Here is an 18,053-nt window from a genome sequence, read left to right as displayed (position 1 = left end):
AGTTATAATTATATTCTAAAGATTTATATAATCATCTATCACATAACTATACATATTAATCAAATTTTTATTGTATTAAAATTAATGTATATAAATATCTTCTTCAAATAAACAATATGAATTTTTTCCAGATGCCTTTACATTATAAAGTGCTCTATCTGCATTTTTAAACAATTCTAAAAATGAATTTCCATTTTGAGGATACCTTGCAATACCAATACTAACAGAAGCATCAAAGCTAAAACTTAAATCTTTGTAATTATCTGTAAGAACTCTGTTTAATTTTTTTGCTTTTTTATGTATATTTGCTTCTGTATAATAATCTCGCATATATACCACAAATTCATCTCCACCAATTCGACCAATTAAATCTTCATTATCAAAATTAGCTTGAATCTTCTCAGCAAAAGTTTTTAGTACAAAATCTCCAAATGGATGTCCAAAATTATCGTTTATCTCTTTGAAATCATCTAAGTCAATAATGAATAAAGCATCTTTTTTATCACCTTTATTCATGACTATAGCTTCTTCTACTAATTTTTCAAATACCCCTTTATTATATACATTAGTTAGGGAGTCTCTTTCTGCTCTAGTTTTTAATTCTTCATATTTTTTTATATCATTATCTACATCTACAATTACTCCCACAACTTTTAAAATCTCATTCTCATTATTACAAATATTTGTTGCTGATGTTCTACACCAAATATACTCACCACTAGATTTTCTTAAACGATAAACTGCTTGATTATGTTTGTTATTCTTTTGAATACTTTCAAAAAAACTCTCAAAGATATTATAATCTTCATGATGAACTAAATCTTTATCTCTAATTTCTTTAAAAATATTTTCACAGACACTACTATATCCAAATTTTTCAGTCCAAATTTGAGACACAAATGACTTCTTCTCCTTGATGTTCCATTCAAAAACAACAGAATCAGTCTGTTCAACAATAGTTTTGTAACGCTCATTACTAAGCCTTAATTCTTCCTTATGAACTACTTCTTTTTCAAGCATTTCATATTTCATAGACAATTTAGTCTTTTCTATAATAGATTTAAATAAATAAAATACAATAAAGTTGATATATAAAATACCAACACTTGATATTAAGTTTAAAATTTTTAAACTTTGAGCTGGAAAAAATTTATTTATATCAAAAATAGAAATAGATAAAAATACACTAAATAAAGGTATTACAAGTAAAGGAAGCCAATATTTTATTGGCATATCTGAATGTATGTCCTTTTTAAAAAGGCAAACAATTTTACAGATAAATAAAAAAACAATTTTTGATAAAATTACAGCTAATACTCTTATGCTATTATTTTCAAACATTATTTTAAAATCTTCTTTTATAAATAAAACAAAGATACTTGTAACTACAACTTCTGATAGTATAAAAAATGAACTTAGTAATACAGTCGCAAATAATCGTGTCTTTATATTTCCTTCATACAAAAATGAGGACGAAAAAATAAGGATAAAAATTAAAGGCATTGTTACTATAGGATTTAAAGTTACTAAATTAGAAATACCTAAACATATCATAAAACCCAATCTAGCATATTTTATAGCTTTTGTATATTCTTCTCTTTGACCTAAAAAATCTGATAAAAACATATGGACAACAAAGGCTTCAAACACAACTGTTACTAAATTTGTAATATCAAAAAGCAGTTGTTCTTTCATAAATAATTTTTTGTAAAATCAAGGGTCTCTTTAAACTTAAATACTCCTCAGATTTTACTTTTCCTTTCTCTATCTATATTTAAACACGTACTTTAAATGTCAAATTTTACAATATATGTCAGCTTGATATTCTTCTTTTTTCAACAGTATACAATAGATATATGTAAAAAACAACTTTAAATATTACTATATTTTCTTTAATTACTCTTTATATTTTTTTATAACTTAAACACTATAGTAAATTTAGCACCCTTTTTCCCATTTTCTACATATATACGACCTCCATGCTTATTTACAATGGATTTAACTATTGATAATCCAATTCCATGATTTCCGCCAACTCCCTTGTAAAATCGGTCAAATACATGAGGTAAATCTTCTTTATTAATTCCTATTCCATCATCTTCCACTATTACAACTATATTTTTTTGATTATGTTTACATATTATTTTAATTTCACTCTTAGCATATCTTAAAGCATTTTCTATAAGATTCATAAATGCTTTGGATATATTTTTTTCATCACATTCAAATAGAACCATGTCTTCCTCAAATTCATAATTAAACTTTATTCCTTTATTTATAGCTCTTACATTTTGCCTAGAGCCACAGTTTGAAAGCACTTCTCTTAAATCACATTCTACCATTTCATAATCTTTAGTGATATTATCTATTTTAGAAATATACAGTAAATCTTCAACCATATCATTTAACCTATCACTTTCTTCAAGTATGATATCACTTGCATGTTTGCTATCTATAATATTATACTTTATAGCTTCTGCATATCCTTTAATAGACATAAGTGGAGTTCTAAGTTCATGAGATGCATTTTGGAAAAATATTTTTTGCTCATTATCATACTTATCCAGATATTCAGCACTCTTATTCATAACATTTGAAAGCTCTACTAACTCCTTATCCGAAAAATCAAAGTAATTTCTTTTAAAATCTCCTTGACCTATTTTTTTTGCAAATCCACATAACTCTTTTATAGGTTTTGCAATTTTTTCAGATAAAATCACAGCTGTAAATATCGCCAATATCCCAGCAAAACACATTACAGATATTAATACAATATTTATCTTCTGGGCTAAATTTAAAGTCTTTGATATATCTATAAAAAGTATTAAATAATTATCTTGTTCATCATTTATACTAGTAATTTTTACAGTGGAAATATAATAATCTCTATTTCCAGTAGAAACACGTGTATTATTATCTGAATTTAAATCCAATTTTTCATTTTGAATATAAGTTCTAATCAAATCCATTTCATCAATATTTTTTAAAAAATCATCCTCTCTAGTTGGAAATATCAGTTTATAGTTAGAATCAACTACCATTGCATCTGCATCTGATTGCATCTCTGCCATTCTAACCTTATCTTGTACATTTCTAATAAAGTTCGATAATTCTTTAGGAGGTAGCTTTCCATCATTCTGCGGAGGCTTAATAGGCTTAAAATTACTATCCATATGTTCTATCATTTCTGTAGATTTTGTAAGTTCTTCATTTGCTGTTGTTTTTATATATGTATTGACCAATATGTTAAAAGATACTAATATTATCAAGAAAACCACTACTGTCAAACCTAATATGCTCACTAAAATCCTAGTTTTTATACTTATATTTTTCCTTGAAAATTTCAATTTAAATAATGATTTAACTTGATTTTTTATACTTTTATTATTTTCATTTTCCATCTGATTTTTTCTCCTTTAATCTAAACCCAAATCCCCAGACAGTTTCTATTAAAATATTTGTTTCTAAAATTTTTTTACGTAGTCTCTTTACTGACGTATAAACTCTATAAATTTATATAAATACTTTATATTTTTTATAGTTTTATTTCCTTTTTCATCCTGCCCTATTTTGAAATTCATAAGAATATCTACTCTAGTTTAATATGGCAGTCCAAAGGCTTAAATTCGACCTCGTCAATGTCTACATATTAGCACAATCTTTTTATTTGATTTTCTATGCTAATTTAAGTAACCACACTGGCGATTACTTTTATAATTTGCTAAATTAATACTTGCATTTTTATCCCTATCAATCACAAGATTACATTTTTCATTAGGACATACATAAGTCCTATCTTTTAACTTTAAATCTTTTTTGATAGTTCCACAACATGAACACATTTTACTACTTGGATAAAATCTATCTGCTTTAACAAATTCAATTTTGTTCCATTTGCATTTGTATTCAAGTATAGTTATAAACGTATTAAAACATTGCTCTGAAATTGATTTAGACAAGTGTTTATTTTTCAATAAACCTCTTACATTTAAATCTTCTACTACTACTCTACAAGGCTTGGTTTTCACTATTGTATTAGTAGTTTGGTGTATATGATTTAATCTAATATCAGAAAGTTTTTTATAGACAAGTTTTATCTGCTTTTCAACTTTTATGATATTTTGAGTTTTTAAAAGTTTCTCACCTTTTTGAAAGGTGTTACCACTTTTCAACATATCATATTTCCTTGAAACTTGCCTTTGAAGTTTTCTAAGTTTTTTATTTAATCTTTTAACTTCTTTTGATTTATTAATGTTTTTAAAAGGCTCATCTATATTACTAACTATGGCTAAATCCTTGATACCTAAATCAACACCAACACTTTCATTAGTGAGTTTAATATCAGTTTGTTCCTCAACTTCCATTGCTAGTGACAAGTACCAATACTTTCCATTAAACTTTACCCTTGGATTTAGAACTTTTATAATCTAATTATAGCCATTGTGAAAATTACAGGAACACTCATAAATAGAGAGTTTCTTTTTTTGCAAGTTTATTTAATTTAACATTTGACGAATTATAAAGTATTTATATTAATTTATAGAGTTTATACATTTTTATCTACAATCGCTACTTTGTAGATGCTATTTCGCTCACGCTAATAACCACTTCCTTTCAGAACGTGCAAAGACTATTTCTTCATCTTCAGCATTACCTGTTAAGAGCCACCCATTTCTTCCCTCAATCGCTTAGGGCTTTACGACCTCTCGGTCTAGTCGTTTGACCTTCCTATTTCTAGGCTTGGCGACCAAATCTCCATTGTATAAGCACTTAGGATTTAACCTTATGCCATCTCTACACTTGTTATGATTTCTCCCCATCATAAAGGTTTCTGATTCTATCCTTTATTGTGGTAGTAGAGCTTTAGGGTTTACTGGTTTTAAAGTGGTGTCCTATGCAGATTTCTCTACATACGCAGTATAGTTTATATTTTTATAATTTTTTTATAAAGTTTTATAAACTATTTGTTACTGTATCATCTGCAGCTCTTGTCTCAACTTCTATATCATATCCCCATATTTTGTTTAACAATTCATCCCTAGAGACTGCTCTATCTCTATTTTCAAATAAATATGTCAATAAATTATATTCATTTGGTGTAAGGTCTATATTGATATTTTTACTTGTAACCATCTTACTTTTTTTATTTATTGTTACATCTCCAAATTTTAATTCCATGTCTAAAAAATCATTACACTTATCATAATTCTGTTTCTTCTCAAATTCAATCCTTCTAAATATAGACTTTACTCTCATAACCAGTGACATAGGACTAAAGGGTTTTGTAAAATAATCATCACTTCCCAAAGTTATTCCTGTGATATAATCTATGTCAGTATCTCTTGCTGTAAGCATTATTATTGGTACTGTACTTTTTTCACGAAGCTTTGTGCATACTTCAAATCCACTTGAACCTGGCATCATTATGTCTAGGATTACTAAATCACATTCTTTTTTATTAAATTGTTCTAAAAGTTCATCTCCAGTTTTAAAATCTACAACATTGTTACCTTCATTTTTTAAAAACGTCTTTACTAAATTTCTAATATTATCTTCATCATCTGCTATATAAATTAATTTCTGCATAAAAAATTCCTCCTTATTTCACTTTTAATTTAAATTAAATAATCTAACATACTAATTGACTACTAATTTCTAATAAGATTTCTATTTCAGTTTTTCTCCTATACTTAAATTATATCAGTTTTTTGTAGTACGTTAGTTTCAAACTTGTTTGGATTTTAAGGCAAATTTATGGCAAATATAAGCTTTCGATAATATTATTGAATTGTATATAAGAAATAGTACAACGTAATAGTTCAATAATCGACTATATTTATTCGTTTTTTATTAAAAATGATATTTGCCATGTTTTTTATTGAATATTCTAACTATTACTATTATAATTATACTAAATACTATAATTTATTGTTTTTTTAATAAATTTTTGCATATTAAAATCTGTTCATCTCACTACTTCAACTATTTTAGATTTTTCTTGAATCAGTTCAATAAAATTTAGGTTATAACAAAATCAAACTAGCTAAAATTCTTTTGAAAGGGGAATTTAAAATGAAAAAGTCAATTAGATATTTTTTATTTTTGATTATTTTAGTTATTCTATATCTTTTAGTTGTAAAGCTGAATTTTGACTACTATGTACAAACTCGCACTGACTTTGCCTTCAACTTTAATAAGCTTCTCTTTATTAATTTAATTTCATGTGGTCCCATTGGATTATTGCTGGGATTTGAATCATTTCTTAATGAATATAGAAAAAGTGGCAGTTGGAATATTGATGTACCAAGATTGATTATTCTTTGTTTACCATTTCTTTTACTATCAGCAATGCCTATATTAATCTTTAATTTTGGAATAGGAAGATTACCAATTGTAGGTAGCATTATTATAACTGATAACAAATTCTTAAGCATAACAATTTTTAATATATTATTTGGATATTTTTTAATAACAAGTTTTTACAAGAAATAGTATATATATTAAATAGTTTAAATAAAAATAGCTATCTTTAAATAATCAAAATTATTCAAAGATAGCTATTCTTTTAGAATTATCTTTCGTATTCTTATACTAGTTTGTAATCTTCTGGGTTTAACTTACTTGCTGCTGCTTCATCTACTATAACTATAGTATCTTTATGAAGTTGAAGTATAGAACCAGGAACTTCTGGAGTTATATCGCCATAAACAGTTTTATATACTGCATCAGCTTTTTCTTCTCCTGAAGCTAAAAGTAATATTTTTTTAGATTTTAAAATTGAGCCAATTCCCATACTTACAGCTTTTTTAGGAACATCTTCTCTTGATTCAAAGAATCTTGCATTAGCTTCTATTGTAGATTCTGTTAATTCAACTACATGAGTTCTTTTTGCAAATTTATTATCAGGTTCATTAAAACCTATATGAGCATTACGGCCTATTCCAAGTACTTGTACATCTATACCACCTGCTCTATCCATAGAAGCTTCGTAATTCATACATTCTTTTTCAATATCATCAGCCATTCCATTTGGTAAATGAGTATTTTCTGACTTAATGTTTACATGATTAAAAAGATTTTCTTTCATAAAATAATCATAACTTTGGTCATTAGATATTGGCAACTTATAGTATTCATCTAAATTAAAGCTTATTACATCTGAAAAATCTACTATATTTTCATTATATTTCTTAACTAAATCTCTATACATACCTATTGGTGTACTTCCTGTAGCTAATCCTAGTATTGAATTTGGCTTTAAAACTATTTGAGCCGCTATCATTTCAGCTGCTTTTTTACTCATTCCATCATAATCTTTACATACTAATACTCTCATTTTATTCCTCCTAAATTTTAGCTAATACTTTCACTGATATAAGTTTAATTTATTACTATTTTTAAATATCTTTTATTTTCTTTAAAGCTTATTTTTTACACACTACATAGTTTTGTATACTACTTCACCCAAGCATAGAGTCATCTTGCAGTCCAAATTTTTATCAAAGACAGCTATATCTGCATCTTTACCTATATCTAGACTTCCTTTTTTATCATTTATGCCTAAAGATGTTGCTGGATTTAAAGATGCTAAATTAATTGCTTCATTTACTCTAAGGTTTGTATTATTTAGAAAGTTAAGTACCATTTTATTTAAAGACAATACACTACCAGCTAATGCACCATTTTCAAGTCTTGCTTCATTACCTTTAACTATAACTTTTTGACCTCCAAGAGCATAATTTCCATCTTCAAGCCCACCTGCTTCAATAGAATCTGTTATTAAAATCAATCTTTCTCTACCTTTGTTGTTCAATATAAATTGAAATAAATCTTTATTTATATGGATTGTATCTGCTATTAATTCACTATATACATCAGTTGTAAGTGCTGCACCGACAACTCCAGGGTCTCTATGGTTTAATCCAGTCATTGCATTAAACATATGAGTTATATTTGTTACACCTAAGTTTATAGCTTCCTTAGCTTGCTCATAACTTGCATTACTGTGACCAATAGATAAAACTATATCTGTACATCTTTTGATTTCTCTAGTAAAGTCAAAATCTATATCCTTTTCTGGAGCATAAGTTATGACCTTTATAACATCCTTGTATTCTTTGATAAATTCATATTTTGAATTTATTATAAACTTTTCATTTTGTGCCCCTTTATAATTTTCATTTATAAAAGGTCCTTCTAAATGTGCTCCTAATACTTGAGCTCCTCCAGTTTTTCTACTTTTAGCTTTTTTAATAACTTCAAGTGCATCATAAACATGCTCTTTATCCATTGTCATTGTAGTTGGAAGAAAAGATGTTACACCATGTCTCATTATTGATTTTGAAATTGTCTCAATAGATTCATCAGTTGAATCCATTGTGTCTTTCCCCATATTTCCATGTATATGAATGTCAATAAGACCTGGAGATATATATTTACCATCAACATCTATAACTTCACAATCTTTTGGTATCTCATCAGCTATATCAATTATTTTTTCATCAAATACTAATATTTTATTTTCTAAAATTTGATTTTTTAATACTATTTTCCCATTAATTAAACATTTCACCTTATTCACCTACTCACTCAATACTATTTCATATTGATATTTATCTGTTCTAAATATCGATATGGTATACTCTATAGGATTACCTTCTTTATTATAAGAATTCCTATGAAGTTTAAGGGCTAAAGAACCTTCTTCTGTTTCAAGAAGCTTACTTTCTTCATCTGAAAGTATAATTGGCTCCATTACTTGCTCAGCTTTTTGTATCTTGTAGCCATATTTTTCATTCAAAACTCTATATAATGAAGAATTATCTAATATTCCTTTTGTAAGACCTTTACACATTTCTTCTGATAAATACACTATTTCTAATCCAAATGGCTCTCCATCTGTATATCTAAGTCTAATAATTTTATATATATTTGTTGTATTATCACTTATTCCAAGCTTTCTTTTTACTAAATTGTCTGGTAGTTCCATCTCAAAGGATAATATATCCGTTCTTATGTTTACTCCCTTTTCCTTCATTACATCAGTGAAACCTTTTACATTTGAGAACTGATACTTCTTTTTTTGCTTTGCGACGAATGTACCCTTTCCTTGTACCCTGTAAAGAAGACCTTCTGTAACTAAGCCAACAATAGTTTTATTCACTGTCATACGACTTACATTTTGTATATTACAAAGTTCTCTTTCTGGTATTATTGCATCACCTTCTTTAAGCTCACCTGTTTCTATCATCTCTCTTATTATGGCACTTAGTTGAGTATGCAATGGTATATTACTAGATTTATCTACTATTTTCATAAAATCACCACTTTTCAATATGGTATATACCAATTTTGGTATATACCAATTATACTTTAAAAGAAAATTTATTTCAATACTTTTAACTTATTTTGTAAAAATTTTAGGAAAATCTAAAGACAAAAAAGAAATTGGAGTTTATACTATATAAGAAGCTAAATAATTGAAAATACATGAATAATTACATTATTTATTATAAATTTCACTAATACTAATACATATACTGTGAAACACTACTACATAAGAGTAGTATGACTAAATTGTAAATATAAAATGAGAGGATGATTTTAATTTGATAAAAATAGGTGATTTTAATAAGCTTATAGTAAAGAGAAAAACAGAATTTGGATATTTCCTAGATGGACAAACTAATAACACAAAGGACGATGTGCTTCTTCACAATAGATTAATAGGAAAAAATGAAATAAATATAGGCGATGAAGTAAATGCTTTTATATTTAAAGATTCTGAGGATAGAACTGCTGCAACTTTAATACCTCCTTTAGCTAAAGTTGGAGATGTTGCATATCTAAAAGTAGTTGATAACACAGACATTGGTACTTTTATAGATATGGGGCTTACAAAAGACATACTAGTTCCTTTTAAAGCTAAGACTTATCCATTGTTTAGAGATGAAAAATATTTATTTTATATATATTTAGATAAAAGTGGAAGAATAGCTGCTACTACAGATATAGATTCATATTTAGAGACAGACCATACTTACAATGCAGGGGATGTGGTAAATGGAGTTGTGTATGGATTCCAAACCAACAACTCTGCTATGATATGTGTTGACAATAAATATGCTGGTGTAATCCTTCATAATGAATACTTTACAGAATTAAAAGCTGGAGATGTTCTTGAAAATTTACATGTTATAAAAATATATGATGATGGTAAATTAGGGCTTTCTCCTAGAGGAAACAGAAAAGATGAACTTGATACCTTAGAAAATAAAATTTTAAGCTATTTAGAAGGTTCAGATGGATATATGAGATTTAATGATAAATCTGACCCTAAAGATATTTCTATCTTATTTAATTCAAGTAAGAAAAATTTTAAACGTGCTCTTGGAGTACTTATGAAGAAAGACTTAATTTATCAAGATGAAGATGGAACTTATCTAAAGTAAATTATATAACACAAAAATCGAAGTAAAAATGAAAGATATTTTCTATTTCATATTTACTTCGATTTTTGTTTAAGTTACTACCTATATTTATTGCGCATTTACTACATCTATTATGTCTAATTCACAAATCTTTTTAATTGGTTTTCTTACTGATAGTAAAGTTATTAGTATCATAGTCACCACAATGATAAACAGTAAATCAAAAGGTATTTGCCACTCTATATGAAATTTTAATGTTACTAAAGATACAAATATATACCTATGTAATATTAATCCAAGTACACTACCCAATAAACACCCACTTAAAGCATATGTACTTGATTCTACTATTACCATTTTTCTTAATTGCTTATTGGACATGCCTATTGCACGCATAATACCATAATAATTTATTCTACTTGTAACACTTATACTCATACTGTTTATGATATTAAACATACTTATAATCGCAATTATAAATACAAACCCATATACAAAAATTGCCATAGTGTAAAATGAATTTTTAGCTTCTAAGTTACCTTGTCGCTTATCTCGAACCTCTAAAGTATCATCTAGCATACTTCTTATATTTTGAATTAAATTTCCAGGAGCATCTTCATCAACTTGAGTATCAATTATTATATAGTCTTTTATACCTGTTACATTTGTAAAAGTATTTTCAGATGTTATAATATTTCCAATATATTTGTCTTTAACATCAAATGGAGTTGAAGAAAGTATACCCGCTACCTCTATCTCTTTCTTAGAATTTCCATTTTTAATATATATCTTATCTCCAATATTAAACCCATGACCTTCCTCTACCAATCCAAGATTTTCTGACTCTAATTTTTCTTCATTAATTTCCCCTTTTACTAGATACTTTTTAGCCCAGTTAAATTGATTCTTTTCATAAGAAATTAGCTGAGATTTTGCCCCTTTATTATCATATGTAGCCTCTATATCTGTCATCATTCTACTATATACTTTTTTTATTCCTTTGATATTACTTATTTCATTAATATCTTCTTTAGTAAGAACAGATTTAAAGTCAGGGTCAACAATAGATATATGAGCAGCTTCTGGCTTTATAGGTTTAAGTGCTTGATACATAAAGTCTATAAATACACTAAAACCTAAAAATAACACAATACTAATAGCAAATGAAGAAGTCATCAGTATAAAAGATTTTTTTCTTGAAAAAGCATGATTTATTCCCATAGAAGTATCAATTTTAGAACTTCTTGCATTAGCAATTTTACTTGCTTTTTCATTAGTTAAAATTTCTTTGAACATTAGATTTCCACGTATAGCACTTAGTGGCGATACTCGAGAAGCTTTTTTTGCTGGAACAACAGCTGATAATATTACTGTTAAAAATCCTACTATTATTCCAAACACAATACCTATAAAGCTATCCTTTAAAATTGGCATCGAACCAAATAACTCTGTATTCACATATTTGAGAAATATAGAGGATATAATGGTTACAATACTTCCTAATAACACCCCTATTGGAATAGCCTTTACACTTAGAATTAAACTTTCTAAAACAACAAATTTTTTGACTTGGAGTTTTGATGCTCCCAAGCAACGTAATAGTCCAAAAAATTTTATTCTCTCTACTACACCCATATTAAAACTATTGTATATCATGATAATACTTGCTATTAACACAAGTATAAAAAGTACTCCTGCTGTCAAGTAAAGTGGTTTAGAATAATCAGAGTCACCTTGACCTATAATAGAAAGTAATTTTTCATTTTTACCAACTTGTTTATCACTTAAGTTTAAGGTGTTTTTAATATCAGAGGTTGCTTTTCTAATATTAACTCTGTCTTTAAATGTAATATAATAATTATTATATGTTTCTGATTTTTCAATAGCTTGTATACCTAGTATTGAAAGCATCAATCCATGTTTATCTGAGGCTTTTAATCCTGCCATTGATGAATATACGCCTACTATCTTATAGTTTTTATCTCTCCCATCTGACAACCTTACTTTTATAAAGTCTCCTACTTTTAAATTAAATTCCTTAACTGCATCTATATCTATTAAAGTTTCATTCTCTCCAACAGGATAACGCCCTTTTATTATTTCTAGACCTAATTGTTTTGCTAAATCTTCATCTAAACCTTGTATCAAAATCTCCCTTGATTTAAATTCTCCATTTTTAGCAACTTGCCCTCTCCCATGGTGAGCTATATCTACTCTACTACTTATTTCTGATATAGCTTCTTCATTAAGATTTTTAAGTACTATGTGCCAATTTCCATCATCCTTAATAAATTGTACTTTTTGACATTGTATAGCCATATCTGCTAGTCCAAAAATAGCAGTAACTAAACATACTGCAATGACAATACATAAAATTGTAGTTTTATTTTTTTTCTTATGTACCTTTGCATACTGTGGTACTAGCTCTAAGTAGCTTCTCATTCTCTATTCACCCCCAGGTCTTTAAGCACTCCGTCAGAAACCTGCAGTATCCTATCTGCTGTAGAAGCTATATTTGTATTATGAGTTATCATAATAATAGTTTGATTATATTTTTCTGCTGTCACTTTTAAAAGTGAAATTACATCACTACTATTTTTACTGTCAAGATTTCCCGTTGGCTCATCTGCCAATATAATTGATGGCTTTGTAATCAGTGCTCTTCCAATTGCAACCCTTTGTTGCTGACCACCAGATAATTGATTTGGAAGATGGTTTTTTCTATCTTTAAGACCTAAAATTGTCAATACTTCATCTAGATAAATAGTATCTGGTTTTTTGTAATCTAGTAGTAAAGGAAATACTATATTTTGTTCCACAGTTAATTCAGGTATAAGATTATATGATTGAAAGACAAATCCTATATTACGACGTCGAAAAATAGTCTGTTTTTCTTCTTTCATTGAACATATTTCTTTACCATCAATAAATATTTTTCCTGAGGTTGGAGTATCAAGACCTCCTAAAAGATTTAATAATGTACTCTTACCTGAGCCAGATTCTCCAACTACAGTCACAAATTCTCCCTTAGAAATTGTAAATGATACATCTTTTAACGCCTCTACTTTTGTGTATCCATTTCCATATGTTTTACATAAATTATTAACCATAAGAATATCCATTTGCTCTCTCACCTTTCTAATTGATTAATATCATAATAATTCATACACCTTACTGTAAGATGTATCCTATCTTACATATTAGTAAGCTTTAAAAAACTTAGAGTAAATGTACATCCTTGTGAAAAATTACTTTCTACAGTGATGGTTCCATTGTGTTGTTCTATGATAGATTTGACTAGTGGCAACCCTAGTCCAAGACCTTGATTATTTTTTGAAAACTTACTCCTATAAAATCTTTTAAATATATGATGTATATCTTCAATATGAATTCCATTTCCAGTATCCCTTACTGAAATAATAGTTGTTATAGGTGTTTCAATCCACTCTATCATTATTTTATCGTTCTCTTTTGTATTATCTAATGCATTTTTTATAAGATTACTTAAAGCTTCTGACATCCATTCATAATCGCAAAATAAGTTTGTATTTTCTAGGCCTCTTATAGAGATAATCTTTCCTTCTTTTTCTGCTCTAGTTTCAAAACTATATAAAATTTTAGTAATCATTTTTTTTATGTTAACACTATTTTTGTTAAGAATTATTGTCTTTGAATCTATCTTTGTAATCTTTAATAAATTTTGTATCAATGATTCTATACGCTCTAATTCATTTTGACTCTTCTGGACAAAACCTTCAATAACTTCACTATTATGAATCTCTTCTTGCAATATTTGATTGTACATCATCAATGCAGTAAGTGGAGTTTTTAGTTGATGTGATATATCTGAAATTGTATTTTTAAGAAATTCTTTATTCTGTTTTTCTTTCAATATATGCGTGTTTAGAGATGTTGACATAGCATCTATTGAACCAAATAACTTTGATAAGCTACCTTCTTCATAAGTATTTAACCGTACATTTATATTTCCATTCATAAATGAATCAATTTTATAACTAGCTTCTTCTATCTTGTTTTGTTGCCTAAAAAAATACACATACAGTATAAAAATAATCAAAGCAAAGAACATAAATAAATACAGAAACATAGTTTTTATATATTTACTTTGAAACAATTTCACACTTGGCATAAAACTATCATCTGTATCAAAGTCATATCCAGCTGTATTTAAGATTTCTTTTCCTTTTAGAAGATACTTATCTTCATTAGTAGTGAATACTGCTGGTATTTTTGATTTATCAATACCCATACTCTGTAAATATCCAGCTATATTATAATCATGTTGTACCAATGCTCTTTTATAATCACTGGTTATATTTACAACTACTACTTGACCTACTACCATAAACATCAATAAAACGGATATAATCGCCAAAAAAAATATTTTTATGTCTTTATTAGAAAATATCTTCATATTAACACCCTCACTTTATAACATTCCATTTATAGCCCATTCTTCTAACTGTTAATAGAAATTTTGGATTTTCTGGATTATCTTCAATCTTATTTCTTAGTCTTCTTACATATACAGACAAAGTGTTATCATCTACAAAACTACCATTTCCATCCCATAGCTTGTCCAATATATTTTTTCTCGTAAGTACAATGTTTTTATTTTTCATAAGTAGGCACAATAATTTATATTCTGCTGTAGTAAGTTCCAGCTCAATTTCATTTTTAAAAACACGATTTTCAAGTAATTTAACAGTAATATTATTTGATTTTAATTCAGCTATATTTTCATTTGTAAAATTATAACGTCTAAACAAAGCTTTTATTCTTGAAATTAACTCATTTAATTTAAAAGGTTTTGTTATGTAATCATCTCCACCCATATCAAGCCCCATTACTACATTTACTTCTTCATCAGAAGCAGTTAAAAATATAATTGGCACATTAGAAATTTCTCTTACCTTTTTACAAATATCAAAACCATTACCATCAGGTAAGGATACATCCAAAAGCAGTAAATCATAATTTTTTTCTTTGTACATTTGCAATGCTTCTTTTACTGTTCTTGCTATATCAACACTAAATCCACTCTTTTGTATAGAAAATTCTAACCCATATATCAAACTTAAATCGTCTTCAACCAACAATATACTACTCATCTCAATCACTTCCATTTTATTTATTTTTATTTTTCATATATTATATACCTAACTTATTATATTTTTACTCTGTTAAAAATACAATACCTTGAAATCAATGATTTAAATATTTTAAAATTATTTTTATATGATTTTATATCATTAATTTAATACTTTGAAATCTTAATAATTAAAAAAGCTTAAAATACACTAAGTATTCTAAGCTTTATTTAATCATATTTTATATATTTATATTATTTATTTTTTTAAAATACTATTTTCAATACTGCCTTTATCAAACATTTCATTATCTTTACCATTACCTATAGAAATATCACTTATATTTCTAATATTTGTTGAATAGTTACCACTAAGTTCCATCTTATCGAAATTCATATGCCCTAGCTTTTGTATTACAAATCCCATTGATGCAAGTAAAATAGCAAATATTATATACTGACTAAAGTTACTCATATAATAATTTATAATGTTATATTCATTCCCTGTGACTGTTAACTGTTTTGTAGATAGCATAGTATATATATATTCAGTACAATTTATAAATACATATATACCATAAATAGCTAACAAAATAGATAAACAGTACATTATAATTGAAACTTTTGATATTTTTTTAAATTGCTTCACTCCAAAACTTTTTTTCAACTTCTCAATAAAATTTTTCATTTTAACTCCTCCAATACATTATTTAATAAAATATAATAATATTAGTATATAGAGTTAATGTGTTTATAGTATTAAGTTTTAATGAATTTTATATGAGTTATTGATTTTGTATAAGCTTATTTCCAGCGCTTTAATGTTGGAAAGAAATTATTCATCATACTTCTTGCTTCATCTTCAGTCATACCTTTATTACTTTGAACCATAGGAGGTATACAGATTTCTATCATCTCTTCCATACTTATATCAGCAGTAAATTCACCATCTTTAAAACAATAGCTACAGTAATCATCACTTTTACTTCCATCTTTATTTGTTCCATACAATTCATTAGTATATCCCATTGGCATACCACAACATTGACAAAATCTAGTTTCTTCCATTATAATCACTCCTTGTATATTTTTCTTTGGCTCCTAACCATATTTAAATTATAGCAATATTAATATGACATGATTATGTCATATTAAAAATAAAAAGACTAATAAAATTATATATTAAGATATAAATTCTATTAGTCTATATTTTATTTACTCACTTAAATTTTTGATTCTTAAATAAAAGTTATATTCTATTTACTTTAGTCTTTATTGCTGCTTCTTTAACTGCTTCAGCAACATTTTTTACTACATTTTTATTAAATACATCTGGTAATATATATTCTGGACATATTTCTTCATCAGTTATTGTATTAGCAATTGCATATGCAGCTGCTATTTTCATTTCTTCATTTATTTCTTTAGCTTTCACATCAAGTGCCCCTCTAAATATTCCTGGGAATGCTAAAACATTATTAACTTGATTAGGGAAATCTGAACGACCAGTTCCCATTATAAACGCTCCACCTAATTTTGCTTCTTCTGGCATTATTTCTGGAGTAGGATTTGCCATTGCTAGTATTATTGGTTTTTCAGACATACTTTCAACCATTTCTTTTGTTACAGTTTTTGGACCTGAAACACCTATAAATACATCTTTACCTTTTATAACATCTTTCAAAGAACCTTTTTCATTTCTTATATTAGTTACATCTAACATTTCTTTTTGAACCAAATTTAATCTTTCCATGTTAGCTTCCAGTGCACCACTTCTGTTGCATAGTACTATATTTTTAACATTCATTTTAAGTAATATTTTTGCTATTGCTATGCCCGCAGCACCTGCTCCATTTATAACTATTTCTAAATCTTCTATTCTTTTGTTTTCAATTAACTTTATTGCATTTATTATTGCTGCTGCCACTACTATTGCAGTACCATGTTGGTCATCATGAAAAACAGGTATACTCAAAGATTTTTTTAATCTATCTTCTATTTCAAAACATCTTGGAGAAGATATATCCTCTAAATTTATTCCTCCAAATACTGGTTCCATTAATTCCACAGACTTAACTATTTCATCTACATCATTAGTCTTTAAACATATTGGAAAAGCATCTACATCTCCAAATTGCTTAAATAATATAGATTTACCTTCCATAACAGGTATAGCTGCTTCAGCACCAATATTGCCTAATCCAAGTACAGCACTTCCATCACTAACTACTGCTACTAAATTACCTTTAGAAGTATATCTATAAACATCCTCTTGATTTTCATGTATTTTTAGACAAGGTTCTGCAACACCTGGCGTATATGCTGTTGATAAATCATCCTTAGTTTTAACTTCTACCTTACTTTCTACATTTATTTTCCCTTTATTAACTTCATGCATTTCTAATGCCAATTTTGCGTAATCCTTAGACATCAATCTTCCTGCTACTCAAAATATGGTCAAATATATCCATATCGAGATTTTTCCTTCTTCACTGAACCTCGCCTTGCCTAAG

16 protein-coding genes are annotated in these 18,053 nt (G+C 27.2%); 1 reads left to right on the top strand and 15 read right to left on the bottom strand.

Annotated elements, in window-relative coordinates:
- Window positions 1-81: 81 nt before the first annotated feature.
- The 8 genes from KGF41_RS18890 to KGF41_RS18855 form a co-directional block, all read right to left on the bottom strand.
- A complete protein-coding gene (locus KGF41_RS18890; protein WP_227830112.1) occupies window positions 82-1,695 on the bottom strand; it encodes a sensor domain-containing diguanylate cyclase in 1,614 nt (537 codons plus the stop codon).
- A 218-nt stretch (window positions 1,696-1,913) separates the two neighbouring features.
- On the bottom strand, window positions 1,914-3,401 hold the full coding sequence (locus KGF41_RS18885) for a sensor histidine kinase (protein WP_227830113.1): 1,488 nt from the start codon (window positions 3,399-3,401) through the stop codon (window positions 1,914-1,916).
- A gap of 279 nt (window positions 3,402-3,680) precedes the next feature.
- On the bottom strand, window positions 3,681-4,424 hold the full coding sequence (locus KGF41_RS18880; RefSeq protein WP_413894763.1) for an RNA-guided endonuclease InsQ/TnpB family protein: 744 nt from the start codon (window positions 4,422-4,424) through the stop codon (window positions 3,681-3,683).
- Window positions 4,425-4,953: 529 nt separating this feature from the next.
- Window positions 4,954-5,586, bottom strand: a complete 633-nt coding sequence (locus tag KGF41_RS18875) for a response regulator transcription factor (RefSeq protein WP_227830114.1) — start codon at window positions 5,584-5,586, stop codon at window positions 4,954-4,956.
- A gap of 569 nt (window positions 5,587-6,155) precedes the next feature.
- Window positions 6,156-6,434, bottom strand: a complete 279-nt coding sequence (locus KGF41_RS18870) for a hypothetical protein (protein WP_227830115.1) — start codon at window positions 6,432-6,434, stop codon at window positions 6,156-6,158.
- Between the two features lie 152 nt (window positions 6,435-6,586).
- Complete coding sequence (gene nagB, locus KGF41_RS18865) at window positions 6,587-7,336, bottom strand: glucosamine-6-phosphate deaminase (protein ID WP_227830116.1); 750 nt, start codon at window positions 7,334-7,336, stop codon at window positions 6,587-6,589.
- 102 nt (window positions 7,337-7,438) lie between these two features.
- Window positions 7,439-8,572, bottom strand: coding sequence for an N-acetylglucosamine-6-phosphate deacetylase (gene nagA / locus KGF41_RS18860; RefSeq protein ID WP_227830117.1), 1,134 nt, complete (start codon window positions 8,570-8,572; stop codon window positions 7,439-7,441).
- A 9-nt stretch (window positions 8,573-8,581) separates the two neighbouring features.
- Window positions 8,582-9,316: a GntR family transcriptional regulator gene (locus KGF41_RS18855; RefSeq protein ID WP_227857049.1), complete on the bottom strand. Its 735-nt coding sequence runs from the start codon at window positions 9,314-9,316 to the stop codon at window positions 8,582-8,584.
- A gap of 292 nt (window positions 9,317-9,608) precedes the next feature.
- On the opposite strand from KGF41_RS18855, the gene KGF41_RS18850 reads away from it, so the two are divergent.
- Window positions 9,609-10,451, top strand: coding sequence for a S1-like domain-containing RNA-binding protein (locus tag KGF41_RS18850; protein WP_227830118.1), 843 nt, complete (start codon window positions 9,609-9,611; stop codon window positions 10,449-10,451).
- Between the two features lie 87 nt (window positions 10,452-10,538).
- Here KGF41_RS18850 and KGF41_RS18845 read toward each other — a convergent pair whose 3' ends face one another.
- The 7 genes from KGF41_RS18845 to KGF41_RS18815 form a co-directional block, all read right to left on the bottom strand.
- Entirely contained in the window at window positions 10,539-12,872 is a 2,334-nt protein-coding gene (locus tag KGF41_RS18845; protein ID WP_227857048.1) for an ABC transporter permease, read from the bottom strand.
- The gene (locus tag KGF41_RS18840) at window positions 12,869-13,552 is read right to left on the bottom strand and encodes an ABC transporter ATP-binding protein (RefSeq protein ID WP_227830120.1); all 684 of its coding nucleotides are present in this window, start codon (window positions 13,550-13,552) and stop codon (window positions 12,869-12,871) included. The genes KGF41_RS18845 and KGF41_RS18840 overlap by 4 nt, the downstream gene beginning before the upstream one ends.
- A 71-nt stretch (window positions 13,553-13,623) precedes the next feature.
- A complete protein-coding gene (locus tag KGF41_RS18835) occupies window positions 13,624-14,865 on the bottom strand; it encodes a sensor histidine kinase (protein ID WP_227830121.1) in 1,242 nt (413 codons plus the stop codon).
- 10 nt (window positions 14,866-14,875) lie between these two features.
- Window positions 14,876-15,562 carry a response regulator transcription factor gene (locus tag KGF41_RS18830; protein WP_227830122.1) on the bottom strand — a complete coding sequence of 229 codons (687 nt, stop codon included), beginning with the start codon at window positions 15,560-15,562 and terminating at the stop codon, window positions 14,876-14,878.
- A 237-nt stretch (window positions 15,563-15,799) separates the two neighbouring features.
- Window positions 15,800-16,228, bottom strand: a complete 429-nt coding sequence (locus tag KGF41_RS18825; protein WP_227850772.1) for a hypothetical protein — start codon at window positions 16,226-16,228, stop codon at window positions 15,800-15,802.
- A gap of 116 nt (window positions 16,229-16,344) precedes the next feature.
- Window positions 16,345-16,608: a zinc ribbon domain-containing protein gene (locus KGF41_RS18820; RefSeq protein WP_227850774.1), complete on the bottom strand. Its 264-nt coding sequence runs from the start codon at window positions 16,606-16,608 to the stop codon at window positions 16,345-16,347.
- A gap of 181 nt (window positions 16,609-16,789) precedes the next feature.
- The gene (locus tag KGF41_RS18815; RefSeq protein WP_227830124.1) at window positions 16,790-17,971 is read right to left on the bottom strand and encodes an NADP-dependent malic enzyme; all 1,182 of its coding nucleotides are present in this window, start codon (window positions 17,969-17,971) and stop codon (window positions 16,790-16,792) included.
- Window positions 17,972-18,053 lie beyond the last annotated feature (82 nt).

It is taken from the genome of Clostridioides sp. ZZV14-6150, from assembly GCF_020657875.1.
Lineage (GTDB): Bacteria > Bacillota > Clostridia > Peptostreptococcales > Peptostreptococcaceae > Clostridioides.
The sequence above is the reverse complement of the archived record's forward strand: the minus strand, read 5'-3'. Positions and strand labels throughout refer to the sequence as shown.

Bases quoted from the DNA above. Each gene is read 5' to 3' on its own strand.
- KGF41_RS18870 (WP_227830115.1), bottom strand. From the start codon at position 6,434: ATGCTTAAGAATTTGTTATCAGTTATAATAATGCTACCTACAATTGGT.
- KGF41_RS18830 (WP_227830122.1), bottom strand. From the start codon at position 15,562: ATGAGTAGTATATTGTTGGTTGAAGACGATTTAAGTTTGATATATGGG.
- KGF41_RS18825 (WP_227850772.1), bottom strand. From the start codon at position 16,228: ATGAAAAATTTTATTGAGAAGTTGAAAAAAAGTTTTGGAGTGAAGCAA.
- KGF41_RS18820 (WP_227850774.1), bottom strand. From the start codon at position 16,608: ATGGAAGAAACTAGATTTTGTCAATGTTGTGGTATGCCAATGGGATAT.
- KGF41_RS18875 (WP_227830114.1), bottom strand. From the start codon at position 5,586: ATGCAGAAATTAATTTATATAGCAGATGATGAAGATAATATTAGAAAT.
- KGF41_RS18815 (WP_227830124.1), bottom strand. From the start codon at position 17,971: ATGTCTAAGGATTACGCAAAATTGGCATTAGAAATGCATGAAGTTAAT.
- KGF41_RS18885 (WP_227830113.1), bottom strand. From the start codon at position 3,401: ATGGAAAATGAAAATAATAAAAGTATAAAAAATCAAGTTAAATCATTA.
- KGF41_RS18890 (WP_227830112.1), bottom strand. From the start codon at position 1,695: ATGAAAGAACAACTGCTTTTTGATATTACAAATTTAGTAACAGTTGTG.
- nagB (WP_227830116.1), bottom strand. From the start codon at position 7,336: ATGAGAGTATTAGTATGTAAAGATTATGATGGAATGAGTAAAAAAGCA.
- KGF41_RS18840 (WP_227830120.1), bottom strand. From the start codon at position 13,552: ATGGATATTCTTATGGTTAATAATTTATGTAAAACATATGGAAATGGA.
- KGF41_RS18845 (WP_227857048.1), bottom strand. From the start codon at position 12,872: ATGAGAAGCTACTTAGAGCTAGTACCACAGTATGCAAAGGTACATAAG.
- KGF41_RS18835 (WP_227830121.1), bottom strand. From the start codon at position 14,865: ATGAAGATATTTTCTAATAAAGACATAAAAATATTTTTTTTGGCGATT.
- KGF41_RS18855 (WP_227857049.1), bottom strand. From the start codon at position 9,316: ATGAAAATAGTAGATAAATCTAGTAATATACCATTGCATACTCAACTA.